The organism is Rhodoferax sp. TH121, from assembly GCF_002251855.1.
Taxonomy (GTDB): Bacteria; Pseudomonadota; Gammaproteobacteria; order Burkholderiales; family Burkholderiaceae_C; genus Allorhodoferax.
In genome coordinates this window covers 42,469-67,080 of sequence record NZ_NOXW01000016.1, presented here as the reverse complement: position 1 = coordinate 67,080, position 24,612 = coordinate 42,469, and the positions used below count along the sequence as shown (strand labels likewise).

At 61.1% G+C, this 24,612-nt stretch carries 21 protein-coding genes; 11 read left to right on the top strand and 10 right to left on the bottom strand.

Translation table 11 applies throughout. The features are described 5' to 3' along the window. Position 1 precedes the first annotated feature (1 nt). Both CHU94_RS02355 and CHU94_RS02350 read right to left on the bottom strand, forming a co-directional pair. Positions 2 to 3,049 carry an L-glutamate gamma-semialdehyde dehydrogenase gene (locus CHU94_RS02355; protein WP_094476372.1) on the bottom strand — a complete coding sequence of 1,016 codons (3,048 nt, stop codon included), beginning with the start codon at positions 3,047 to 3,049 and terminating at the stop codon, positions 2 to 4. 152 nt (positions 3,050 to 3,201) lie between these two features. Beyond that, positions 3,202 to 4,332: an OmpA family protein gene (locus CHU94_RS02350; protein ID WP_094476370.1), complete on the bottom strand. Its 1,131-nt coding sequence runs from the start codon at positions 4,330 to 4,332 to the stop codon at positions 3,202 to 3,204. A 219-nt stretch (positions 4,333 to 4,551) separates the two neighbouring features. Between CHU94_RS02350 and CHU94_RS02345 the strand changes: the two genes are divergently transcribed. From CHU94_RS02345 to CHU94_RS02330, 4 genes are all read left to right on the top strand, one after another. Next, positions 4,552 to 7,116: an EAL domain-containing protein gene (locus tag CHU94_RS02345; protein WP_094476368.1), complete on the top strand. Its 2,565-nt coding sequence runs from the start codon at positions 4,552 to 4,554 to the stop codon at positions 7,114 to 7,116. 132 nt (positions 7,117 to 7,248) lie between these two features. Next, positions 7,249 to 9,210: a methyl-accepting chemotaxis protein gene (locus CHU94_RS19175; RefSeq protein WP_094476366.1), complete on the top strand. Its 1,962-nt coding sequence runs from the start codon at positions 7,249 to 7,251 to the stop codon at positions 9,208 to 9,210. Positions 9,211 to 9,220: 10 nt separating this feature from the next. Continuing rightward, positions 9,221 to 9,691: an Lrp/AsnC ligand binding domain-containing protein gene (locus tag CHU94_RS02335; RefSeq protein ID WP_094476364.1), complete on the top strand. Its 471-nt coding sequence runs from the start codon at positions 9,221 to 9,223 to the stop codon at positions 9,689 to 9,691. Between the two features lie 40 nt (positions 9,692 to 9,731). After that, entirely contained in the window at positions 9,732 to 10,859 is a 1,128-nt protein-coding gene (locus CHU94_RS02330; RefSeq protein WP_094476362.1) for an ABC transporter substrate-binding protein, read from the top strand. On the opposite strand, the gene CHU94_RS02325 is transcribed toward CHU94_RS02330, so the two are convergent. Then, a complete protein-coding gene (locus CHU94_RS02325; protein ID WP_094476360.1) occupies positions 10,856 to 11,554 on the bottom strand; it encodes a YggS family pyridoxal phosphate-dependent enzyme in 699 nt (232 codons plus the stop codon). The genes CHU94_RS02330 and CHU94_RS02325 overlap by 4 nt on opposite strands. Positions 11,555 to 11,608: 54 nt before the next feature. Between CHU94_RS02325 and CHU94_RS02320 the strand changes: the two genes are divergently transcribed. Genes CHU94_RS02320 through CHU94_RS02310 form a run of 3 tightly spaced genes read left to right on the top strand, consistent with a single transcriptional unit; the run spans position 11,609 to position 14,797 of the window. After that, positions 11,609 to 12,652, top strand: a complete 1,044-nt coding sequence (locus tag CHU94_RS02320; protein ID WP_094476358.1) for a type IV pilus twitching motility protein PilT — start codon at positions 11,609 to 11,611, stop codon at positions 12,650 to 12,652. 23 nt (positions 12,653 to 12,675) lie between these two features. Further along, positions 12,676 to 13,812, top strand: a complete 1,137-nt coding sequence (locus tag CHU94_RS02315) for a PilT/PilU family type 4a pilus ATPase (RefSeq protein WP_094476356.1) — start codon at positions 12,676 to 12,678, stop codon at positions 13,810 to 13,812. Between the two features lie 58 nt (positions 13,813 to 13,870). Next, entirely contained in the window at positions 13,871 to 14,797 is a 927-nt protein-coding gene (locus CHU94_RS02310) for an NAD(P)-dependent oxidoreductase (RefSeq protein WP_094476354.1), read from the top strand. A 28-nt stretch (positions 14,798 to 14,825) separates the two neighbouring features. On the opposite strand, the gene CHU94_RS02305 is transcribed toward CHU94_RS02310, so the two are convergent. Genes CHU94_RS02305 through CHU94_RS02295 form a run of 3 tightly spaced genes read right to left on the bottom strand, consistent with a single transcriptional unit; the run spans position 14,826 to position 16,504 of the window. Further along, on the bottom strand, positions 14,826 to 15,461 hold the full coding sequence (locus CHU94_RS02305) for a BON domain-containing protein (protein WP_094476352.1): 636 nt from the start codon (positions 15,459 to 15,461) through the stop codon (positions 14,826 to 14,828). After that, on the bottom strand, positions 15,458 to 16,057 hold the full coding sequence (locus CHU94_RS02300) for a phosphoheptose isomerase (protein ID WP_094476350.1): 600 nt from the start codon (positions 16,055 to 16,057) through the stop codon (positions 15,458 to 15,460). The genes CHU94_RS02305 and CHU94_RS02300 overlap by 4 nt, the downstream gene beginning before the upstream one ends. Positions 16,058 to 16,114: 57 nt before the next feature. Beyond that, positions 16,115 to 16,504 carry a YraN family protein gene (locus tag CHU94_RS02295; protein WP_094476348.1) on the bottom strand — a complete coding sequence of 130 codons (390 nt, stop codon included), beginning with the start codon at positions 16,502 to 16,504 and terminating at the stop codon, positions 16,115 to 16,117. Between CHU94_RS02295 and rsmI the strand changes: the two genes are divergently transcribed. Beyond that, positions 16,505 to 17,416 (top strand): 16S rRNA (cytidine(1402)-2'-O)-methyltransferase, encoded by a 912-nt coding sequence (rsmI, locus tag CHU94_RS02290; RefSeq protein WP_094476346.1) that lies wholly within the window; start codon positions 16,505 to 16,507, stop codon positions 17,414 to 17,416. It abuts the gene before it with no gap. A gap of 4 nt (positions 17,417 to 17,420) precedes the next feature. On the opposite strand, the gene CHU94_RS02285 is transcribed toward rsmI, so the two are convergent. Together CHU94_RS02285 and CHU94_RS02280 are read right to left on the bottom strand one after the other, a co-directional pair. Then, positions 17,421 to 18,053: a 2-dehydro-3-deoxy-6-phosphogalactonate aldolase gene (locus CHU94_RS02285; RefSeq protein ID WP_094476344.1), complete on the bottom strand. Its 633-nt coding sequence runs from the start codon at positions 18,051 to 18,053 to the stop codon at positions 17,421 to 17,423. After that, positions 18,050 to 18,970 carry a 2-dehydro-3-deoxygalactonokinase gene (locus CHU94_RS02280; RefSeq protein ID WP_094476342.1) on the bottom strand — a complete coding sequence of 307 codons (921 nt, stop codon included), beginning with the start codon at positions 18,968 to 18,970 and terminating at the stop codon, positions 18,050 to 18,052. The genes CHU94_RS02285 and CHU94_RS02280 overlap by 4 nt, the downstream gene beginning before the upstream one ends. An 80-nt stretch (positions 18,971 to 19,050) precedes the next feature. On the opposite strand from CHU94_RS02280, the gene CHU94_RS02275 reads away from it, so the two are divergent. From CHU94_RS02275 to CHU94_RS02265, 3 genes are all read left to right on the top strand, one after another. Further along, the gene (locus tag CHU94_RS02275; protein ID WP_094476340.1) at positions 19,051 to 19,779 is read left to right on the top strand and encodes a FadR/GntR family transcriptional regulator; all 729 of its coding nucleotides are present in this window, start codon (positions 19,051 to 19,053) and stop codon (positions 19,777 to 19,779) included. 85 nt (positions 19,780 to 19,864) lie between these two features. After that, entirely contained in the window at positions 19,865 to 20,644 is a 780-nt protein-coding gene (locus CHU94_RS02270; RefSeq protein ID WP_094476338.1) for an SDR family NAD(P)-dependent oxidoreductase, read from the top strand. Next, positions 20,635 to 21,522: an SMP-30/gluconolactonase/LRE family protein gene (locus CHU94_RS02265; RefSeq protein ID WP_094476336.1), complete on the top strand. Its 888-nt coding sequence runs from the start codon at positions 20,635 to 20,637 to the stop codon at positions 21,520 to 21,522. Before CHU94_RS02270 ends, CHU94_RS02265 begins: the two co-directional genes overlap by 10 nt. Positions 21,523 to 21,525: 3 nt before the next feature. Here CHU94_RS02265 and CHU94_RS02260 read toward each other — a convergent pair whose 3' ends face one another. Together CHU94_RS02260 and CHU94_RS02255 are read right to left on the bottom strand one after the other, a co-directional pair. Next, entirely contained in the window at positions 21,526 to 22,878 is a 1,353-nt protein-coding gene (locus CHU94_RS02260; protein ID WP_094476334.1) for an MATE family efflux transporter, read from the bottom strand. 11 nt (positions 22,879 to 22,889) lie between these two features. Further along, positions 22,890 to 24,584, bottom strand: a complete 1,695-nt coding sequence (locus tag CHU94_RS02255; RefSeq protein WP_094476429.1) for an alpha-glucosidase — start codon at positions 24,582 to 24,584, stop codon at positions 22,890 to 22,892. Positions 24,585 to 24,612: the final 28 nt, after the last annotated feature.

The window sequence follows — 24,612 nt, the reverse complement described above, 5'->3', positions numbered from 1 at the left end:
CTCAGTGCATGCTGGCCAATAACGCCGCATTCCCCCCAGCCGCCGTAGTGTTCACCGTCAGGGTTTGCTCCGCACAGAAGCGGTACAGGTAGTGCGGACCGCCCGCCTTGGGGCCGGTGCCACTCAGGCCCTCGCCACCAAAGGGCTGCACGCCCACCACGGCACCAATCATGTTGCGGTTGATGTAGATGTTGCCCACATGGGCCGCAGCGGCCAGCGCCTGGGCGCGGCTGTCGATGCGGGTCTGGATGCCCAGCGTGAGGCCATAGCCCAGCGCGTTGATCTGGGCGATCACTTCGGCCGGATCGCCATCCCAGCGCACCACCTGCAGCACTGGACCGAAGATTTCGGCCTTTACGTCGGCAATACTGGGCACCTCGAAGGCATGGGGGGCAATCAGGTTTGCTATCTTTTCAGGAGCTGTTCGCGCAGATACTGCGGTCTCCAGAAGCACTTTTGATTCATTTTTCAGGCGACTGATGTGTCGCTGGATGTTGTCAAAGGCCTCACAGTCAATCACCGGGCCCAGGTCGGTGGCCAGATCCGCCGGGTCGCCCACCCGCAACTCTTGGGCAGCGCCTTGCAACATCTCGATGACGCCGTCCGCAATCGCGCTGTGCACCACCAGCAAGCGCAGCGCGGAGCAGCGTTGGCCGGCGGAGCGGAAAGCGCTTTGCACCACTGCGTCCACCACCTGCTCGGGCAGCGCGCTGCTATCCACCAGCATGGCGTTGATGCCGCCGGTTTCGGCAATCAGCGGGACGATGGGGCCATCTTTCGCAGCCAGCGCACGCTGGATGATTTTGGCCACCTGGGTGGAGCCGGTGAACACCACACCGGCCACGCCGGGCTGAGCGACGAGTGCGGCACCCACGGTCTCGCCGGCGCCGTGCATCAGTTGCAGCGCATCTGCTGGCACACCGGCGGCGACCATCAGATCCACGGCGGCTTTGGCTACACCGGGCGTTTGCTCGGCGGGCTTGGCCAACACGGTATTGCCAGTCGCCAAGGCAGCGGCGACCTGACCCATGAAGATGGCCAGCGGGAAGTTCCACGGGCTGATACACACCCACACGCCGCGCGCAGTCAGGCGCAAGGTGTTGGTTTCGCCGGTCACGCCGTATTGGTAGCCGGCCTGTGCATTGGCAACGACGGGGCATGAAATGGGCTGCATGATGCGTTGCGCCTCGTCCGCGTAGTAGCGCAAGAAGTCCACCGCCTCGCGCACTTCGCTGACCGCGTCGCCCCAGGTCTTGAAAGCTTCTTTCACCAAGAGCGCACAAAACTGCGGCATGGCGGCTTGCAGCGCATCGGCGGCGCGGCGCAGGGTGGCAGCGCGCTCTTCCACCGGAACTTTGCTCCACTTTTGATAGCTGCTTGCGCAGCTTGCATAAGCACCAGGGATGTTTTTGACATCAAACTCCGGCACCACCGGCACGGGCGCCGTCTGCAGCGCGGACAGCAGCGGGTGGCGCATGGCGGCCACGGTCAGGTCCAGGCCGGCGCTGTTGGCGCGGCTGCCGGGGTGCTTGCCGAACAGGTCGGCCGGCAACGGCAAGCTGGGGTGTGGCTCGAGGCGCAGGGGCGAAATCAGCAGCTCGCCCATCCCCACCGATTCGTCGGCGAGCTGGTGCACAAAGCTGGAGTTGGCGCCGTTTTCCAGCAGACGGCGCACCAGGTAAGCCAGCAAATCTTTGTGCGCGCCCACCGGGGCATACACGCGGCAGGCCACCAGCGGGTTCTTGAGCACTTCACGGAAGATGCCCTCGCCCATGCCGTGCAGACGCTGCAGCTCAAAGGGCGCGCCCGTCTTGGCTCCCATTTGCAGGATGGCGGCAATGGTGCCGGCGTTGTGTCCGGCAAACTGCGGGTAAATCGCATCGGGCACCGCCAGCAGCGCACGGGCACAGGCTAGGTACGACACATCGGTATGGTGCTTGTGGGTGAACACGGGGTAGTGCGGCAGGCCCAGCTCTTGGGCGCGCTTGACCTCGGCATCCCAGTACGCGCCCTTGACCAAGCGGCACATCAGCTTGATTTTGTATTTGCGGGCCAGCGCGGTGACGTGCTCGATCAGCTCCAGCGCACGGGTCTGGTAGGCCTGCATGGCCAGCCCCAGTCCGGCCCACTGCGGGCAGTGCGCGGCCACTTTCACCAGCAGGGCTTCCAACACTTCGAGCGACAGCTCCAGGCGGTCCACCTCCTCGGCATCGATGGTCAGGTTGATGTTGGCGGCAGCCGCGGCTTCGCACAGCGTCCAGACGCGGGGCACCAGCTCGTCCAGCACCGCCTGGCGGTGCGCGTCTTCATAGCGCGGGTACAGGGCGCTGAGCTTGATGGAAATACCATCGATTTCGGCCAGGGCGCCCGTCTTGTTTGCGCGAGCAGCTATGAATTCAATAGCATCCGCATAACTCTTGAGGTAGCGCAGCGCGTCCTTGTCGGTGCGGGCGCCCTCGCCCAACATGTCGTAGCTGAACCGGAGGTTTGCCTTTTTGCGAGACACATCGGCCTCTTTCATCGCCTCCGGCATGGTCTGGCCGAGCACGAACTGGCGGCCCAGCAGCTGCACCGCGCGCAGCGTAGCCGCCACTACGGTGCGGGCGCCAAGCTTGGCCATCAAACCGGGCTCGTTCTGTGCATCCGGCAAAAAGTGTTTGGAGAGCGCAATGGCCGTGCTGGACAGGCGGGAGAGCACCTTGTCGCCGCTGGCCTCAAAGTCGGCGCGGCCGAGCTGGTCGGTGGTGAGCGCAATGGCGGTTTCGGCATCGGGCACGCGCAGCAAGGCTTCGGCCAGGCGCATCAAGGCCAGGCCCTCGGCGCTGGAGATGGGGTATTCCTTGAGCAAGCTCTCCATGGCCCAGAAGGGGGGCGGGTTGTCGCGCACAGCTTGCACCCAAGGCTCGGCGCTGCGAGCGGCGTGGGCCCAATCCATCGCACCGTCCAGCATCTGCAAGCGGTGGGATACGACCTCGTCTTCCGCGCGGTAGGGCGTGGGCAGGCGGGGCGGGATGGGGGTGAACGCAGTAGAACGGGCGGGGTGGGACATAGCGACTCCTGCACAAGGCATGAAATGATTTGTCGCTATTTTTCAGCAGTCCACTCTGACTTTTTCTCTAAATTAACGAGATTTTTCAGTGTAAAACTCGGCAACCAAACAAAACCGTTCACCCGACCGGCTTTGAGCAGAAAACTCAGCGCTCAGAGTCCAAACAAGTTTTTGAGCTTGCCTGCGGCTTCGACCGCCTTGTTGGCGTCCTCCAACAAATTGCGTGGCTTGGGCTGTTCGGTCGCCGGCGTGCCGCTTGGCTGAGCAGCCGCAGTGTTGGGTGTCGGGGGCTGCACCGCAGGAGCGGCACGGCTGGCAGGCGCCGCCTTGGTGGCAGTGTCAGGCAATTGGGCAATGATTTCCACGCGCCGGTTCTGCGCGCGGCCAGCCTCCGTGGTGTTGGCGGCCAAGGGCACCGTCTGGCCCACACCCCGGGTTTTGAGTCGCTGCGCGGCAATGCCGTGCTGGCGGCTGAGTGCGTCCGCCACTGCGGCGGCCCGGGCTTCTGAGAGGCGTTGGTTGGCGTCTGCGCCGCCTACATCGTCGGTATGGCCCACCACTTCCAGACTCAGGCTCGGGTTGTCTTGCAGCACTTTGCCCAATTCCTGCAGGGTGGGCTTGGAGCCATCACGCAGCACAGCTTTGCCCGTGTCGAACTGGAACCCATACAAATCCACCTTGCCGTCTGCTCCCAGCGCTTTGGCAATCGGGCTTTCGCCCGTCACGGCCATGAGGCCATCGTTGAGTTTTTCTTTCTCCACCACAAACAGCCAAGCGCCACCATCATTCACCCACAGGGACACATAGGTGTTGTTGCGCTGGGCAGCCAGGTACTGGTTGTCGGTGCTGTAGTTCAGATACAGCTTGCGGGCCTTCATCAAACCGCTGAATGCGCTCAGGTTCTCCGTGGTGCAAGGCCGTTCGCACGTGAACAACTCGGCAAAACCACTGCGGCGCAATGAGGACTGGTAATTGCGGAACACCTGCAAGGGCGACACCGACTTGGGCATTTCGTAATGGATGTAGGTGACCTTGCCCTCCAGCGGCATCAGCTTTGCCGCGGTATATCCCCCACCAGGCATGCTCTGGGGTTTGGCCAGAATAAGCTGGAATTCTTCGTATTCCTTGTAGTCGTAGTTCTTGATAAGGGCCCCGGGAAACCGGGCGACCTCCGGGTGATCGGCCTCTTGGTTGGCCAGGGAAGGCCCGGCCACTGCAGCAAGACCCAAAGCCATAGCTGTTAGGTTGACGACGACACGTTTGACCCCATTCTTGAACGGCATTTTGCTTCCTCCCTGTGTGTTTTGCCTGCGGCGCACAGTGTAATGAAGCGTGCACTGCCTGCTTCTTCGAATTGGTTTCAAATCGTTGCCCACCCGGACGATGGACTAGGGGCTATGCTGGGGACAATTGATGGGCGGTGCGTGCACAGTTTCGCCTATTGATGCCGGTGAAGTTTCAGCAAAGAATGCATCGCAGAATGCGCCTCAGGAGGTCCATGCATGCCCAAGATCCGTTTGTATGCCGTAGGGCGCCGCCACTGGGTGGTAGCACTGGCCGTGTTGGCGGGGCTGTGTGCCTTGGCTGGTGCCGCGCATGCCGACCACCCACGCGAAGTACGCATGGGCGTGTACCAGAACGAACCCAAGATCTTCCTTAACGACCAGCAACAGCCGTCCGGCATTTTTGGCGAGCTGGCGCTTCAAATGGCCCAGCACCACGACTGGACGCTGGTGCCGGTACCTTGCGAATGGAAAGCCTGCCTGGACGCCCTGCAGGACGGCAGCATCGACCTGATGCCAGATGTGGCGTTCACACCCGAACGGGCCACGCTGTTTGACTTCCACGCCACACCGGCGCTGCTGAGCTGGTCACAAATCTATGCCCGCCCGGACACCCCCATACGCTCGGCACTGGATCTTAAAAATCGGCGTATTGCCGTGTTGCAAGGTTCGGTGCAGCAAGACTATCTGCGCAATCTGATGGCCGGTTTTGGTGTGCAGGCCGAGCTGGTGCCTGCAGAAAGCCTGCAAGCCGCGTTTCAGATGGCCTCTCGCGGCGAAGTAGACGCGGCTGTGGCCAACCGCTTTTACGGCGACTTGCAGGCGCCCCGTTTCAAACTAGTGTCCACACCGGTGCTGTTCCAGCCATCGCAGTTGTTTTTTGCAACGGGCAAAGGCAGGAACCCTGACCTGATCGCCACCATCGAGTCCAACTTGAAGTCTTGGCAATCCGACGATGATTCGCACTACTTTGAAGTACTCAAGCGCTGGATGGAAGCCCCCCCCCAATTTCTGGTTCCCCAGGTCGTTTGGTGGGCACTGGGCAGTTTGGGAGGCTTTCTCGTACTGGTGCTAGGCGCTTGGTGGTTTTTGCGGCGCGAAGTGGCCGAGAAGACGCGCAGTTTGCGCGCCAGCGAAGACCGGCTCAACACCATCCTCAACAGCGTGGACGCGTTCATCTACATCAAGGACGCTTCGCTGCGCTACCAATACGCCAACCGCAAGGTCTGCGAACTGTTTGGCGCCATCCCCGAGGAAGTGGTGGGGCACACAGATGCCGATTACTTCGATGCGGCCACGGTAGCCAAGTTGCGGGTCAACGACCTGCGCGTGGTGCAGCAGGGTGAGCGGGTGGAGGAAGAAGAGACCAACCGCAGCGCGGATGGCGGACCGGAACACACATACCTCTCCATCAAGCTGCCCTTGCACCGACCCGACGGGTCGATTTACGCCCTATGCGGCATTTCGACCGACATCACCAAACAAAAGCAGGCCGAGCGTGCCATCCACCAGCTTGCCTTTTATGACCCGCTGACCCACCTGCCCAACCGGCGCCTGCTGATGGAACGCCTGCACCAGGCAATGGCCGTACTACAGCGTAGCCACACCTGTGGCGCCTTGTTGTTCATTGATGTGGACAACTTCAAGGACTTGAACGATACCTTGGGGCACAGCGTTGGTGACTTGCTGCTGACGGAAATTGCAGCCCGGCTCTCCGCCTGCACCCGGGCCCAGGACACCCTGGCACGCCAGGGGGGCGATGAGTTTGTGGCCATGGTGCAAGACTTGGGTACTTCACTGAGCGACGCGGTGGTACACGCCCAGCACTTGGCAGAAAAAATCCTGCGCAAACTCAGCGAACCCTATCTGCTGGACGGCCACGCCTACCAAACCTCCGTCAGCATTGGTGTGGCCATGTTTGGCGGCCCAGACTCCAACCAAGACGAATTGCTGAAACAGGCCGACTTGGCCATGTACCAAGCCAAGGCAGACGGGCGCAACACTGTGCGTTTCTTCAACCCACAGATGCAGGCGCAAGTGACTGCACGCACGGCCCTGGAAACAGACCTGCACCGGGCACTCGAGGCCCGGCAGTTCTTGCTGTACTACCAACCCCAGGTGGACGAGCAAGGGCAAACCGTGGGCGTAGAAGCCTTGGTGCGCTGGCAACACCCAGTGCGCGGCTTGGTGTCGCCGGCGGAATTTATTCCCGTGGCCGAAAGCTCTGGGTTGATTCTTGCGCTGGGTGAATGGATATTGGAGACCGCCTGCAAGCAACTGGTGCGCTGGGCAGCGCATGAAAGCACCGCAGGGCTGTCCATCGCCGTCAACCTCAGTGCACGCCAGTTCCGCCAGAGTGACTTGGTGGCCCAGGTGCAGGCGATCTTGCAGGCGACCGGCGCCAAACCGGAGCGGCTGGAACTAGAGCTGACCGAAAGCCAGCTGATTGACGACCTGGGAGGAGTGATTCAGAAGATGGACGCACTCAAAGCACTGGGCGTGCGTATCTCATTGGATGACTTTGGTACTGGTTACTCGTCACTCAATGTGCTCAAGCGCCTGCCGCTGGACCAGCTCAAGATCGACCAATCGTTTGTGCACGACCTGCTGCTTGACCACTCGAGCGCCAGCATCGTGCGCGCCATCGTGACCTTGGGCGACAGCCTGCACCTGCAAGTGATTGCAGAGGGTGTAGAAACCACAGAGCAGCGCGACGCTCTGGTAGCGCTGGGTTGCACCCACTTTCAGGGCTATTTGTTTGGCCGCCCGGCACCTGCTCCATGACATGGTGCTGACGGCCCGTGGTACCAGGAAGACGGCTCAACATTTTTGCGCTCAGGTATGCACAAAAATTGCATACAAAACACGCCTTTTGGCTATGATGAACTAAATTAACCTCACTTATTAAAGGTAGGTATGAGCAATGCGTTGGCTGGCGACGCCGGATTTGGCTCCTTCTTCCGCTACCACGGCTGGCTGTCACCCGGCGTGCGCTTGTTCCGTAGACTCAACTTCCCGGTCAAGTCTGCATGGATTGCATTCTTGTTTCTTGTGCCCATCACCCTTCTGTTGGTTGAAAAAGAGTTAACAGCGGGCGCGCAAATCGCAAGCACCCGCCACGAGCTGCAAGGAATTGAGTACACCAAGCCCTTGCACGAGCTGATTGCGCACGCCCAAGACCGCCGGATGAACGTCATTAGCGGCTCCAGCGAACTTGCATCCAGCCAAAGCAAAGTGGCGGACGCCTTTGCCAAGTTGAAGGCGGTAGATAAAACCTTGAGCCCAGACTTGAACACCGCGGAGGCGTTCGGAAAAGTCGAAAAGCTGCACCAGAACCTGATGAGTGCTCCAAATGGCAAAGACGCAATTGCCACCATGCAAGCGCATGGCGAACTGCTGGACGCGCTGTTGGCTTTGGGTCTCCATGTGGGGGATACATCGGAGCTGGCGTTGGATCCGGAGCTGGAGAGCTTCCACCTGATGAACTTCAGTGTACTGTTTGCGTCTGCGCAAACCGAGGCCGTGCACCGGCTTGCTTTACTCGGGTGGAACACGCTCAAATCAGCAGAGAAAAACTCTGCCACTATTGAATTGGTGGGTGAGGGGCTGGGCTTGCTGAAGTTCATCGAAACCGTCTTGGAAAACAGCTACCAACGGGCCACAGGTGGAACACCGGAGGCCGATGCCAAATATGGCATGGTGGCCCACGACGACGCTTACGGCGCATTCATTGCTGCCACCAAAAAGCAACTCTTGGCTGAATCGCCGGAAGGTGATGCCGATGCCTTCTTGCGGCAGGGTTTGGCTGTTGTGCAGGCAGAGCGAGCCATGAACAAAAAGCTAATGGCGCGACTTGAGGAGCGTCTCAACGAACGGATCAAAGAAATCCGTAGCGTCGAGACACGAGAGCTCATAGTGACCCTCGCTTGCGTGTTGTTGGCCTTTTACATGCTCTTGGCGTTTTACAAGGTCATGATGGGCGGCCTGCGCGAAGTCACCGGCCACTTGGAGCAAATCACCCAAGGCAACTTGGTGACGGCGCCCCCCCCTTGGGGCAAGGACGAAGCGGCCCACCTGATGATCACCCTGCGCGACATGGAAGCCAGCTTGCGCGTGATTGTGCGCAACACCTTGGACGGTGCGGGCAATGTGAACACGGCCAGCGAAGAGATTGCCTCCGCGTCGCAAGACCTGTCACGCCGCACCGAGGCCAGCGCTGCGGCCCTGGAGCAAACAGCCGCCACCATGACGCAGATTTCGGAAACCGTGCAGCGCACGTCCGAGACGGTATCGGGTGCTGCCGAAATTGTTCGTGCCAATGCCCGGTCTGCCAAACGTGGCGGTGAGGTGATCGCCCAGGTCGAGAGCACCATGCAGGGCATCAATGCCTCGTCCAGCAAAATTTCCGAAATCATCAGCGTGATCGACGGCATTGCCTTCCAAACCAATATCCTGGCCCTGAATGCGGCGGTAGAAGCGGCACGAGCGGGTGAACAGGGCCGCGGTTTTGCGGTCGTGGCCAGCGAGGTGCGGTCTTTGGCGGGGCGCAGTGCTGAGGCGGCCAAGGAAATCAAAACCCTGATCAACGCCAGTATCGAGCAAGTGGAAAAAGGCACGCAAGTGGTGGGCGAGGCCGGCACCGCCATTGCAGACATCGTGGGCAATGCCGCGCGCATTGACAGCCTAATGACCGAGATTGCCAACGCCACCAAAGAACAGTCGCTGGGCGTGAGCCAGGTGGGCAGCGCGGTGCACGACTTGGACCAAAACACCCAACAAAATGCGGCCCTGGTAGAGGAAACGGCGGCAGCCGCCACCGCACTTTCAGACCAAGCGTCGCGCTTGGCCCAAGAAGTGTCGTTTTTCAAGCTGAAGTAAAAACCCTGTTGTGAGCGACTTGCCTGAACTGGACCGCATTGACCTACGCATCCTTGCGTGTTTGCAGGAAGACGGTCGGCTGTCCAATCTCAAGCTGGCGGAGACTGTGGGGTTGTCGCCCACCGCCGTACTGGCCCGCGTGCAGCGCCTGACCAAAGACGGCTACATCCTGGGCTACGAGGCTCGGCTGAACCCGCTCAAGCTGGGCATGGGGATGATGGTGTTTATTGAGGTGTTGTTGGACAAGACCACGCCCAATGTCTTTGATGCATTCAAGGCTTCCGTGCAGGTACATCCCGAGATCATGGAATGCCACATGGTGGCAGGTGGGTTCGATTACCTGCTCAAAACCCGCATGGCGGATATGACCGCCTATCGGGCGTTTGCCGGCACCGTGCTGTGGCAGCTCCCGGGGGTACGAGAAACACGGACCTACGCAGTCATGGAAGAGGTTAAGAGCTCAACCCATCTCAAATTGTAAGTAAATATTAGGGTTTACCCTTAATCGGCGACAATGGGGGATGATCAATCGTCGCCAATTCTCTTTCGCCGCCGGTGCAGCGGGCCTGGCCGGGTTTCCGGCTGTGCACGCGCAGTCCGACAAAATCATTCTCGGCCAGTCGGCCGCCTTTACCGGGCCTGCGGCCCAGCTGGGCATTCAGTTCCATGCAGGTGCCAAACTCTACTTTGACCAACTCAACGCCCAAGGCGGCGTGGGCGGGCGCAGCGTGGAAATCCGCAAGCTCGACGACGGCTACGAACCCGAGCGCTGCGCAGACAACACCAAAAAGCTGCTTGAAGACGATGTGTATGCATTGTTTGGCTACATCGGCACCCCCACCAGCGTGGCCGCACTGCCCCTGGCTACCAAGGCCAAGGTGCCTTTTGTGGCCCCGTTCACTGGCGCCATGGCGCTGCGCGCGCCCCTGAATCGTTATGCCTTCCACGTGCGGGCCTCTTACAACGACGAGACGGCACTGATCGTCAAACAGCTCCACCACGTAGGCCTGACGAAGGTGGCCGTTTTTTACCAGAACGATGCCTACGGCAAGGCGGGCCTGGACGGCGTCACACTGGCACTGGCTGCCCTGAACCTGAAACCCGTGGCCGTGGCCACAGTAGAGCGCAATTCGGTCGATGTGGCCAAAGCAGTGGAAATCATCCATGCGGCAGCCCCTGAAGCCGTAGTGCAAATCAGCGCATACAAATCGTGCGCGGCCTATGTGCGTGCAGCGCGCAAGGCGGGCTACGGGGGCGGTCTTTACAACGTGTCTTTTGTGGGCACGCAAGCCTTGGCCGACGAACTGGGCCGCGAGGGCGCTGGTGTGGTCGTGTCGCAAGTGGTGCCGTCGCCCTACACGGGCAGCAAGCCCATCTCACGAGAATTTGCAGAGGCGGTGCGCAAAACCAATGGCGCGGTACAGGCCAACTTCTCCAGTATGGAGGGCTACATAGCGGCCCGTGTGATGGCAGAAGGGCTGCGCCGCTCTGGCGCCCGAGGCGGTTCTGAGGGATTCATCAGCGCGATGGAGAGCATCAATGGGCAGCCCTTTGGCGGCTTCAATGTGAACTTTTCACGCACTGAACGTGCTGCATCCAGCTTTGTCGAACTCTCCATGCTCACCGGCGACGGTCGCGTGCGTACCTAAGTGCTGGCAGGGTAGCTGCGGGCACCAAATATCGCGCTACCCACCCGCACCAGGGTGCTGCCGCTGGCCACTGCAGCGTCCACATCGGCACTCATGCCCATAGACAGGGTGTCCAGCACCAGACCTTCGCTAATTAATGCATCAAATAGGCCTCTAGCCTTCGTGAATACTGCGCAAGCAGCTACAAAATCAGGAGCAGGCTCAGGGATGCACATCAGGCCGCGCAGCGTCAACCGTGGAAGGGTGGCCACGGCCCGAGCGAGGGGCAGGACCTCCTCGGGCAACATGCCCGATTTTGTGGATCCACCGTCCACATTCACCTGAATACACACCTGCAAGGGCGGCAGATGCGCGGGGCGCTGTTCGCTCAGGCGCTGGGCGATCTTCAAGCGGTCCACCGTATGTGACCACTGGAAGTGCTCGGCCACCAGCCGGGTCTTGTTGCTCTGGATCGGGCCTATGCAATGCCACTCCAGCGGCAAATGGGCCAAGGTGGCGATTTTTTCTACCGCCTCCTGAATGTAGTTTTCGCCGAACGCACGCTGGCCAGCGTCAAAGGCCTGCTGCACGGCTTCGGGACCAAAGGTCTTGGAAACGGCGAGCAACCGCACCGCATCCACCGGCCGTCCGGCCTGGGTGCACGCCTGGGCAATGCGGGCGTGCACTGCATGGAGATTGTCGGCAATCATCGTCATAATCTGCCAAGCGTACCAAACCCTTCCCAGCCCATCTCAGCGAAAGAGGATTCCGTGGACATTACCCAGCTGCTGGCGTTCAGCGTCAAAAACAAGGCTTCCGACTTGCACCTCTCAGCCGGTCTGCCTCCCATGATCCGCGTGCACGGTGACGTGCGCCGCATCAACGTGGAGCCGCTGGACCACAAGCAGGTGCACGCCATGGTGTACGACATCATGAACGACACCCAGCGCAAGATGTACGAAGAGTTCCTGGAGATTGACTTCTCGTTCGAAATCGATGGCCTGGCACGCTTCCGCGTCAACGCCTTCAACCACAACCGTGGTGCAGGCGCCGTGTTCCGGACGATTCCGAGCAAGATCCTGTCGCTGGAACAGCTCAACGCGCCCAAGATCTTTGCCGATCTGGCGCTCAAACCGCGCGGTTTGGTGCTGGTGACCGGCCCTACGGGTTCGGGCAAGTCCACCACGTTGGCGGCCATGGTCAACTTCCTCAATGAGACCGAGTTCGGCCACATCCTGACGGTGGAAGACCCGATCGAATTCGTGCACGAGTCCAAAAAGTGCCTGGTCAACCAGCGCGAAGTGGGCCCGCACACCTTGAGCTTTGCTGCCGCCTTGAAGTCTGCTCTGCGCGAAGACCCGGACGCCATCCTGGTGGGCGAAATGCGCGACCTGGAAACCATCCGTCTGGCCATGACTGCCGCCGAAACCGGGCACTTGGTGTTCGGCACCCTGCACACCTCCAGCGCCGCCAAAACGATTGACCGGATCATTGACGTGTTCCCATCCGAAGAAAAGGAAATGGTCCGCGCCATGTTGTCCGAGTCGCTGCAGGCGGTGATCTCGCAGACCTTGTGCAAGACCAAGGACGGCCAGGGCCGCGTGGCTGCGCACGAGATCATGCTCGGCACCAGCGCGATCCGTAACCTGATCCGAGAAGCCAAGGTCGCGCAGATGTATTCGGCCATCCAGACCGGCAACAGCGTAGGCATGCAGACGCTGGACCAGAATCTCACGGATCTGGTGAAGCGCAATGTCATCAGCGCCGCAGAAGCGCGCGGCAAGGCGAAGATTCCTGAGAACTTCCCAGGCTGACCCAATCGAAAGGAGGTGTTCTCATGGAACGCGACCAGGCAACCAAATTCATCAATGACCTGCTCAAACTCATGGTCAGCCGCAATGGCAGCGACTTGTTCATCACGGCCGACTTCCCGCCCGCCATCAAGGTGGACGGCAAGGTTACCAAGGTCTCGCCCCAGCCGCTAAACGCCGCCCACACCATGGCGCTGGCGCGTTCCATCATGAACGACAAGCAGGTGGCCGAGTTCGAGCGCACCAAGGAGAGCAACTTCGCGATTGCGCCTGCCGGCATTGGACGTTTCCGCGCCAATGCATTTATTCAGCAAGGCAAGGTGGGGCTGGTGCTGCGGGTGATTCCCCAGGTGCTGCCCACCATCGATGGCTTGGGCGTGCCCCAAGTGCTCAAAGAAGTAGTGATGGCCAAACGCGGCCTTTGCATCATGGTGGGGGCGACCGGCTCTGGCAAATCGACCACACTCGCGGCCATGGTGGACTGGCGCAATGACAAGTCCTTTGGCCACATCATCACCATCGAAGACCCTGTGGAATTTGTACACGCCCACAAGAACTGCGTGGTGACCCAGCGTGAAGTGGGCCTGGACACCGACAGCTGGGAGGCCGCACTGAAGAACACGCTACGCCAGGCGCCGGACGTGATTCTGATGGGCGAAATCCGCGACCGCGAAACCATGGAACATGCCGTGGCCTTTGCCGAAACCGGGCACTTGTGCCTGGCCACGCTGCACGCCAACAGCGCCAACCAGGCGCTGGACCGCATCATCAACTTCTTCCCCGAAGAGCGCCGCAGCCAACTGCTGATGGACCTTTCGCTCAACCTCAAGGCCCTGGTCTCCCAGCGCCTGATCCCCAAGCAGGACGGCAAGGGCCGTGTGGCAGCGGTAGAAATCATGATCAACTCACCACTGATCTCCGACCTGATCTTCAAGGGCGAGGTCTCCGAGGTGAAGGAAATCATGAAAAAGAGCCGCCAGGCCGGCATGCAGACCTTCGACCAGGCCCTGTTCGACCTCTACGAAGGCAATGCCATCACCTACGAAGACGCGCTGCGCAACGCCGACTCGCTCAACGACCTGCGCCTGCAGATCAAACTCAACAGCCAGCGTGGAAAGTCCAACGACCTGTCCGCCGGCACCGAAAATTTCGCGATTATGTGAGACCTTGGGGTCAGACCACTTGCGCAGCGACATGCTTTGACCCCAACTATTTAGCACCATGCCCAATATCAACGACAAAACCTACGACCCCTCCCCCGCGTACTCCGTCGCATTTCTGGGCCTGGGTGTCATGGGCTACCCTATGGCCGGACACCTTGCGCGCGCCGGACACCAGGTCACCGTGTACAACCGCACCGCTAGCAAATCGATAGCTTGGTGCGCCGAGTTCTCAGGAGCTAGCAGCCAATTGGGCGCGCACGCCCATGCCACCACGCCGCGTCAAGCAGCGCAGAGCGCCGACATCATCTTTTGCTGCGTGGGCAATGACGACGATCTGCGCAGCGTGACACTGGGTGCCGATGGAGCCTTTGCTGGCATGAAGCCCGGGGCGATCTTTGTAGACCACACCACGGCGTCGGCCGACATTGCCCGTGAGCTCAGTGTGGCGGCCCGGGCAAAAGGACTGCAGTTCATCGATGCCCCGGTGTCCGGCGGCCAAGCAGGTGCGCAGAACGGCCTCCTGACCGTGATGTGCGGAGGAGATGCCAACGCGTTTGAAACCGTGAAGCCCGTGGCGATGGCGTTCTCACGCGCCTTCACGCTGCTGGGCGAGAGCGGCGCAGGCCAACTGGCCAAGATGGTGAACCAGATTTGTATTGCCGGACTGGTGCAAGGTTTAAGTGAGGCGATTGCCTTTGGTCAGAGGGCCGGGCTGGACATGAACCAGGTCTTGGACGTGATTGGCAAGGGCGCGGCGCAGAGCTGGCAGATGGACAACCGTGGCAAGACTATGGTGGCCGACAAGTTTGACTTCGGCTTTGCGGTGGACTGGATGCGCAAGGACCTGGGCCTGGTGCTGGACGAGGCCAAGCGCAATGGCGCACGGCTACCGGTGACGGCGCTGGTGGACCAGTTTTATGCCGATGTTCAGCAGATGGGCGGCCAGCGCTGGGATACGTCAAGCCTGATCAAGCGACTGAAATAAAAAAGGCCCGGAGGGGCCTTTTTGTGACTTACTTCTTGGGATCGGCCGGAGCGGGCTGGGGTTGCAGACGCGCCAACTCATCTTCGGAAATAATCTCCAAAATACGCACTACGCGCTGCACCCCCGAGGTGGAGCTGATCACGTCTGTGGCACGTTTGGCTTCACGCTCAGTGACCCGACCCATGACATAGGTGGTCCCACGCTCGGTCACGATCTTGAAGGCGTTGGCAAACAGGTCTTTGGCATCCACCAAAGCTGCTTTGACGCGCCCGGTGACCAATGAATCCGACGTGCGCTGTGTCAGGCTGGCATTGCCCATGACGCCCAACTCATTGACGATGTTACGCACATTGTCCACACGCGACACGATCTGCTCGACCAACTGCTTGTCCTGCACTGTGGGCACTTCACCGGTCAACAGTACTTGGCGGTTGTAGCTGGTCACATTGACATGCACGCGGTCACCCAAGTTCTCCCGCAGACGGCTGGCAGCGCGCTGTTCAATACCTTCGTCCTCAACGACAGAGCCCGATGTACGACGGTCCGTCGCAACCAAGGCACCACCTACCGCTCCACCAACGAGCAAAGGGAAGCAGGCCGTCAGGCTCACCAAAGTGCCCGCCAGCGCGGCTACCAAGGTTAAACGTTTCAATTTCGATTTCATGGGTTGGTTTCCTGTTCGCCCAACAGTTGGGCATCAACGGCATCGCATATGCAATGCAAGGCCAAAATATGTACTTCCTGGATGCGGGCCGTCCGTTCGTGTGGCACACATATATGCACATCGGTGTCCCGCAGGACCTGTGCCATTTTGCCGCCGCCGCGCCCCGTCAGGCCCACCACCACCATTTCACGTGCATGGGCCGCTTCGATGGCCGCCAGCACGTTGGCGGAGTTGCCACTGGTGGAAATGGCAAGGAGCACGTCCCCCGGAGCACCCAGTGCGCGCACTTGGCGCGAAAAGATCACGTTGTAGTCGTAATCATTGGCAATGGCGGTGATGATGGAGGTGTCGGTGGTAAGGGCAATCGCCCCCAATTCAGGGCGTTCACGCTCAAAACGCCCCACAAATTCGGCAGCAAAATGTTGCGCATCGGCAGCAGAGCCACCGTTGCCGCACGCCAGCACTTTGCCACCACTGGTGACACAGGCCAACATGGCTTGCACAGCGTCCGCAATCGGCTTGCTCAAAGCTTGCGCCGATTGGTATTTCAGGTCGGCACTGTCAATAAAGTGTTGTTGAATACGTTGCTCAAGCATGCCTTCGATGATACCGCGGCACCCAAATCCCCAAGGGGGCAAGCGTTTTGAGATGTATCAGGTTGCGTCAAATGCAGCCTGCAGCCATTCGATCCGCTCGCCATCCAAGACCACCACGTCGAAACGGCACGGAGGCAAGTGCGCCACACGTAGGAGGTAGTGCCGAGCCGCCAGCACAATGCGGCGTTGCTTAACAGTGCCAACACTGGCGGCGCCACCGCCATGGCGGCTGGACGCCCGTTTGCGCACCTCCACAAAAACCAAGGTTCCATCCCGCATTCGCATGATGAGGTCGATTTCTCCGCCACCGCGCCCAGGGGTTCGATAATTGCGGGTGACCAGCTTCAGCCCCTGTCCCAGCAAATAGCGCAGAGCGGCCTCTTCCCCCGCGTCCCCCAGTTGTTTGGTGGTGGCGCTCCGTGCTGGTCGTGTTGGAAAGAAATCCATATGAGTGCGTCGTTTATCTCTGCCCTGTCTGCTGCCAAAGAAGCCGCCGGTGCGCAGCATTATCCGCAGGGCGCGTTGTACCTGGTGGCCACACCCATTGGCAACCTGGCCGACATCAGCCTGCGCGCGCTGCACGTACTGACCCTGGCCGACAGCATTGCCTGTGAAGACACCCGCCACACCCAGCAGATGCTGCGAGCCTACGGCGTCGACAAATCTGCGGGTCAATTGTTGGCTGTACACCAGCACAACGAGGCCGAAGCAGCTGAAGGCGTGGTTGCGCGCCTGCTCCAAGGTCAGCGGGTGGCCTACGTTAGCGATGCCGGAACACCCGGCATCAGCGACCCGGGTGCGCGGCTGGTGGCACAGGTGCGGGTCGCCGGCCTGCGCAGCATTCCGCTGCCCGGGGCCAGCAGCGTCACAACGGTGCTGTGCGCGGCTGGACTGGCCGAAGGCACCGACGGCCACAGCGGCTTTGTGTTTCGCGGCTTTCTGTCGTCCAAGGCCACCGAACGTGCCCATGAGGTGCAGCAACTTGCCGAAGAGCGCCGTGCCGTCGTGTTGCTGGAAGCCCCCCACCGCATCGAAGCGCTGGCATCAGCCATCGCCCGATTGGAAACACGCATGGTGACCGTGGGGCGGGAGCTGACCAAGCAATTCGAAGAGATCGCCACCGTCGCCGCGGCTGAATTGGGCGCTTGGCTGGCGGCCGACGCCAACCGCTTGCGCGGTGAATTTGCACTGGTGATCCATCCGGCCACAGCCAGTGCCGCACAAGCACCTGACGACCGCGTGCTTAAACTGCTGCTGGCGGAGCTGCCACTGAAGACTGCAGTCAAGTTGGCCGCAGACATCACTGGCGAAGCGCGCAATGCTCTGTATGAACGGGCTTTGGCCCTGAAACAGGGCTAAGGCGTCAAGCCTGCTGCCAGGCCTGCACGTAGGCGCGGCCACGTGCCAACACGTCTGCCGCAGAGGTGCCTGGGGCAAACAGCTGGCCGCCGATTCCAAAACCGGTGGCACCGGCTTTTTTCCATGGTGCCATGCTCTCCGGGGTAATACCCCCCACGGGCCAAAGGTCAGTACCCGCGGGCAATACGGACTTCAGGGCCTTGATGCCACCGTGGCCCACCATCTCGGCGGGGAACAATTTGAGCGCGTGGGCGCCCGCCTGCAACGCAGTAAAGGCCTCGGTGGGCGTGGCCACACCAGGCGCACACAACATGCCCAGAGCCACGGCGCGGCGGATCACCGTCACATCGCAGTTGGGCGACACCATCAGGCGACCGCCAGCGGCGTGCACAGCCTCCACATCGGCCACGGTCAGCATGGTGCCACCACCTACGATGGCGTCAGCCGGCAATGTACGCGCCAGCGTGGCAATACACTCCAGCGCGCCAGGCCGGTTCAGTGGCACTTCCAGCGTGCGAAAGCCGCTTTCCACCAACGCGGCCCCCACGGCCTCGGCTTCAGCAGGCAAGAGGCCGCGCAGGATGGCGACCAAGGGCATGCGGCGCGTCCGCGCCAGCACTTCGGTAGAAGTTGTCATGTCAGTTTCCAGTTCAGGTCAATGTGGTGCATGGCGGCCACGAAAGCGGCCTGTGCATCGAGAATGTCAAAGGACAAGCCCAACAGCTGGGCGGCGCTCTGGTAATGGGCTACCAGCTGCGGCGAGCCCAACAGCTTGAAGGTCCCTAGGGGGCCTGCGCTGTCGTGCAGCACATCCTTGAGTTCTGTGCCAATCAGCAGGCCACTCAAATAGGCTGTGGTGCTGGTGGCCGGCATGTCCTTGCAGACGACGCGGGCACGCGCACTGAAAATCTGATGGCTTAAGGCATGTTCGCCAGCGGCCCGGACACCCGCTGCAAATGCGGCATCGTCCCATATTGGCTCGGCCGTCCCCGCCGCGGCAGCCACCGTCCCATGACGGCGCAACAGGTCAAACAGCTCTCCCGTCATATAGGTGCGCAGTTGCAGTACACGCCCATCTTCGAGCTGCACCCACTTGCTGTGCGTGCCCGGCAGGACAAACCAGCCGCTGCGATGGCCCAATGCCCAAGCGCCGAGCAGCTGCGTCTCTTCGCCGCGCATGACATCGGGCAGCCCCGCCGTGTTGCGAACGCAGTAGCCCGGCAGGATGATGGTGGGGATGGAGTCGCCAGTATCCGGTACGCGAAACGCATGCGCAGCCAAGGCATGCACTGGCACTTGGCTGCCCACATACGGCACCTCGTGCCAGCCCAGTGCACTGCCAACCATACCGGCCAACACCACGCCCGCTGGGCGGGTATCGAGTGCACGCAAGGCAGCGTCGAGCGCCGACGGGAAACGCCCCTTACAAGCCAATGCACCATCAGCATCCGACATATCGCTCAGGCATTGGCCCTGAACGTCTAAAGCGTAAGCACGACGGTGGGTGGTTCCCCAGTCCACACCGACAATAGAAACAGCAGAATTGGCAGCCATGTTTTTGGAATTCAAAGTAATTTGTCAGGCGAATTTAAACATATGATGAATAATCCCAATTTAAAGCTCCCTTTACGCCCATGACGCACCCCGCCTCCGCCAGCCACGCCACCTATGCCGGGCGCAACCTGCATGGGCAAGTGGTACACGAGTTGGGTCGCCGGGTCGTGGGTGGTGCCTATCCCGCAGGCGCCCTGCTACCCAACGAAGATCAGCTCTGCGCCGAACTGGCCGTTAGCCGCACCGCTCTACGCGAAGCCATCAAAGTGCTGGCTGCCAAAGGTCTGTTGGAACCGCGCCCGCGCATTGGCACCCGGGTACGTGCCACCGAACAATGGAACCTGCTGGACCCCGACATTCTGGCCTGGCGCTGTGCCACCGGCGCGGATGCAGAATTCCTTCAACACCTGACCGAGCTGCGCGAAATCATCGAGCCATCGGCCGCCGCACTGGCTGCCAACAGCCACCGCGCCGAGCAACTGGCTGACATCGCCGCGGCCCTGCAAGCCATGCAGGACGCCACCCTAATTGGCGAATGGGTGCAAGCTGACCTGGCGTTTCACACCGCCGTACTCAAGGCCACCAACAACCCGCTGCTGATGCCACTGGCTGCCATCATCGGCAGTGCGCTGGAATCCCTTCTGGCGGTGACCGCCCGCACCTCGGACAACTTCAAACAGGCCCTACCGGACCACCAGAAGGTGTTTGAGGCGATTCAGGCACGCGACGCACAAAGCGCACTGCACCGCATGGCCGGCCTGCTTTCCGATACCCGCTCGCTGATGAAACGGGCCGTCATCCCCCTGTGAGCTGCAGTAAATGTAAACAGGATTTATTTGTATGATGATTTAGCCTTTACAGCTACAATTTCGCGGCAACTCCTTCTTTACCTCAATGCAAACCCCTTCCCTTTCCGACTACGCGACCTACCCCAGCCTGGCTGGGCGTACGGTGTTTGTCACGGGCGGCAGCTCCGGCATCGGTGCTGACATCGTGATCGCCTATGCCCGCCAGGGCGCCAAGGTGGGCTTTACCGGCCGCAACGCTGAAGCCGCCGCCAAGGTCATCGAAGCTGCTTCTGCGCTGGGCCCCACACCTCTGTTTCTGCAAAGTGATGCCGCAGACGTAGCCGCCCTCAAGAGCGCGATCGCCACCACGGCCGAACGCTTTGGCGACATCGGCGTACTGGTGAACAACGTGGCAAACGACCAGCGCCACAACCTAGCCGACGTGACGCAGGAAGACTTCGACTGGCGCGTTGCCATCAATCTGCGTCCGGCTTTCTTTGCGGCGCAATCGGTAGTCGAGGGCATGAAGCGACTGGGCGGCGGGGCCATCGTCAACCTCGGCTCCATCAGCTGGATGATCAAAGGCGCGGGTTACCCCGTGTACGCCACCTGCAAGTCGGCCACCGTGGGGCTGTCCCGCAGCCTGGCCCGTGACCTCGGCAAGCTCAACATCCGGGTGAACACCTTGTCACCCGGCTGGATCATGACCGAGAAGCAGCTAACCATGTGGGTGGACGAAGCCGGCGAAAAAGCGATGGACGAGAACCAATGCCTGCCCGGACGCATCGTCGGCAGCGACGTAGCCAATATGGCTTTGTTCCTCTCCGCCGATGACAGTCGCATGGTGACTGCGCAAGACTTTGTGGTGGATGCCGGATGGACCTGAGTACACCCACCATTCGCAGCGTCTGGCCTGCTGAACTGCTTCTGGGCGAAGGCCCGCTGTGGCATGCCGCCTCCGAACGTTTTTTCTTCGTCGACATCCACGGCAAAGCTCTGCACGCCTGGACACCTGCATCCGACGCGCGCCAGAGCTGGCCCATGCCCGAACGCATCTGCTGGCTGGTGCCGCGCGCCGATGGCGACGGATTCATGGCCGGCATGCAATCGGGCTTTGTGCGTCTTTGGCTGGAGCCAGCGCTGCGCATCGAGGCCATCGGCAGCCCACACGCAGATGAACCATTGGTGCGTCTCAACGATGCGAAAGCCGATTGCCATGGCCGCATTTGGGCAGGCTCCATGCACAACGACGACGCCAGCCAGCAGCGCGGCCGCCTGACACGGCTATCGCCCGAGGGCACCATGCAAGTGGTGGAAAGCGGCATCTATATTGCCAACGGCCCTGCCATTGCGCACGACGGGAGCTGGATGTTGCACACAGACTCCTTCCTGGAAACGGTCTACCGCTATGACCTTTCGCCCCAAGGCGAGCTGTCGGGGAAAACAGTGTGGAACACGTTTGGCGGAGAACAGGGCTCGCCCGATGGCATGACCCTGGATCGCGACGGCAATGTTTGGGTTGCTTTCTGGGGTGGGGCCTGCATTCGCCAATTCACACCGGCAGGCACATTGCTGCGTACGATTGCATTGCCCGCACCGCAAATCACCAGCATGGTCTTTGGCGGACCCAATTTGGACCAATTGCTGGTCACCAGCGCGCGCGTTGGCCTGGACGACGCCACGCTTGAGCGCTATCCCTTGGCAGGCAGCATCTTTGTCCTGGAACCTGGTGTGCAGGGCGTCCTTCCCTGCACGTTCGGCTAAAGCTCAGCGGCCCGCGCGCAGCCGTCGGCGGCTGTCGCGGGCGTTGGGCAACCAACCACGCCACAACCAACGCGCCAGCAGCAGCAAGCCACGGATCCATTCGTCGATGGCATAGGCCATCCAGACCCCGGGCAGCCCGAACATGCGACCCAACCAAAAAGAGCCAAACCCCAGCACCAGCACCAGTGATGCCACGCTGGAGGCAGCCGGGTAAATGGCGTCCCCGGTAGCACGCAGAGCGCCGTTGAGAATCAGGTTGAACACCCGACCGGTTTCCAGCGCCAACGAGATCCACAGCAAGGTCTGCGCAGCTTGGATCACCGCAGGGTCCTTGGTAAACATGCGCATCAGCCAAGGTGCCCCCAAGGCTGCCAGCAAAGCCAGCGAGCCCGAGGCCAGCAGCCCATTGCGTACCGCCTTGCGCACCAGGCCATTTGCGACCCGCAGGTCCCCTGCCCCCACCAGTCGCCCCACCATAATTTCGCAGGCCCAACCAATAGCCATGCTGGTCAACAGTACGTACTTGAGCAACTGCAGTGTGTAAGAGTGGGTGGCCAGTGCCGTCACCCCCAACCGCGCAGTCGCAGCCACCGACACCATAAAAGCACCGCGATACGCCACTTCCACTCCCGCGCCCGGCAAGCCAACACGCAGCACCGGCCACAGATCGTTCCAGCCAGCAGCCCACCAGTCCCGGGCTTGCGGCACCAACTGCATGCGGATACGCCAAAACCACAGGTGCATGACCAGCCCCAGAGCGCGACTGACCAGCATGGCGATCGCATAGCCCTCCAGGCCAATGCCATCCCATTCTCCCCAGCCTCGCATCAATACTGCGGCCAATGCCAGATGGCTGCTGTGCATGACAATCATGACCTTGAGAGAGTCGCGCGAGAACAGATGGGCTCGCAACACGGATGCCATGCTGAGGTTGTAGGCTTCCAGCATCAAGGCGGGTGCAAACCATTGAAGAAATGGCGCAGCCAAGGCCACGATGGCGTCGGGTGCATTGAGCCAGTCCAGCACAAGGTCGTTGCCGGCCACCACAATGCACACCACCAGCGCACCAGCCCAGGTACTGGCACCCAAGGCCAACAAGGCGGCACGCCGTGCCGAGGCGTGCTGCTCGCCACCCAAATACTGCGTGACCACCACCCCCAGGCCGATGGCCAGCACCCGAAACACCACAAACAAGGTTTCCAGAATCTGGTTCACCAACCCAAAGGCCCCGGCAGCGGCATCCGAAGTTTGGGAGGCCAGCCACAGGCCACCCATCGCCACACTCATGCCTAGCAGGAACTCGCCCAACAAGGGGCCGGCAATCATGTTGAGGCGGGGGCGGTCAGGCGCAGTCATGGCCACCGACCTTAGCGTAAAACGAGCATCCGTGCTTCAAAAGGACGCAGGGTGCAAGCGCGGACGCTGTCGGCGGCGTTCACCACGTAGTTGGCTATCAGTAGCTGCTGCTGTTCGAACGCCACGTTGGGCGGCAGTACAAAGACCTGCTCGCGGGGGGTGAAGTTGCAGACCACCAGCAACACCTCGTCACCCAGCGTACGTATATAAGCATAGACGTTCGGATCCTCGGGCTGCAGCAAGGCATACCGCCCCTCCACCAGCACGGGCAGCTGTTTGCGCAAGGCGATCAGGCGGCGGTAGTAGTGCCATACCGAGTCTGCATCGTCCCGGGCCTGGGCGGCATTCACCTCGGTGTGGTTCGGGTTGGTCTGCATCCATGGTGTGCCAGTCGTAAAGCCCCCGTGGGCCGTCGCATCCCACTGCATGGGGGTGCGTGCGTTGTCACGGCTTTTGACGTGGATGCGCGCCAGCACCTCAGCAGGCGCCTCGTGCCGGTCCTGCACCGCCTCGCGGTACATGTTCAACGTTTCAATGTCGCGGTAGTCTTCGATGCGGGCAAATCGGACATTGGTCATTCCCAGCTCTTCGCCCTGGTACACATAGGGCGTGCCCTGCAGGCCATGCAGAAAGGTGGCCAGCATTTTTGCCGAGGCAACACGGTACACGCCGTCGTCGCCCCAGCGCGAGACAGGGCGCGGCTGGTCGTGGTTGCTCAGGTACAGGCTGTTCCAGCCGGTCTGCCACAGCGCGTCCTGCCAGCGCGACATGCTGGCCTTCAGGTCGGTCAGCGCCAGGGGCTTGAGCGCCCACTTGCCCCGGCCATCGCCGGGGATGGCGTCTAGGTCCATGTGCTCAAACTGGAACAGCATGTTGAGCGCACCGGTATATACGTTGGTGATGTCCTGACCCTGCTGGATGGTGGCCAGCGGGGCCTCGCCCACGGTGAGGGTTTCGTAATGGTCCAGCACCTGAGCCTTCATCTCGCGCAGGAACTCCAGTAGGCGCGGGCCATTGGTCACCATGCCAAAGCTGGGCTGCAGATGGCCCGCGCGAATCACGGGCGCGTCAGGCAGACCTGCAGGCTTGGAAATCATGTTGATCACATCCATGCGGAACCCGTCCACGCCCTTGTCCAGCCAGAAGCGCATCAGCGCATAGACCTCTTGCCGGACCTTGGGGTTCTCCCAGTTCAGGTCGGGCTGCTTCTTGGAGAACATGTGCAGGTAGTACTCGCCCGTGGCCGGGTTGGGCTCCCACACCGAACCGCTGAACGCGGCTTCCCAGTTGTTGGGCAAGCTGCTATCGGCGGGCATATCGCGCCAGATGTAGTAGTCGTGGTACGGGTTGTCGCGGCTTTGGCGGGCCTGCTGGAACCAGGGGTGCTCATCCGATGTGTGGTTGACCACCAGGTCCATCATGAGCCGGATGCCACGCGCGTGCATACCGGCCAGCATGGTGTCGAAGTCGGCCATGGTGCCGAACTCGTCCATGATGGCGCGGTAGTCGCTAATGTCGTAGCCGTTGTCGTCGTTGGGCGAGCGGTAGACCGGCGAGAGCCAGACCACGTCCACGCCCAGCGCTTTCAGGTAGTCCAGTCGGGAGGTGATACCCGGTAGGTCGCCGACGCCATCACCATTGCTGTCGCAAAAACTGCGCGGGTAGATCTGGTAGACCACCGACTGCTTCCAATCGGCGGCGGGCATGGGGCGCGCATCCGCCATGAAGGCCACG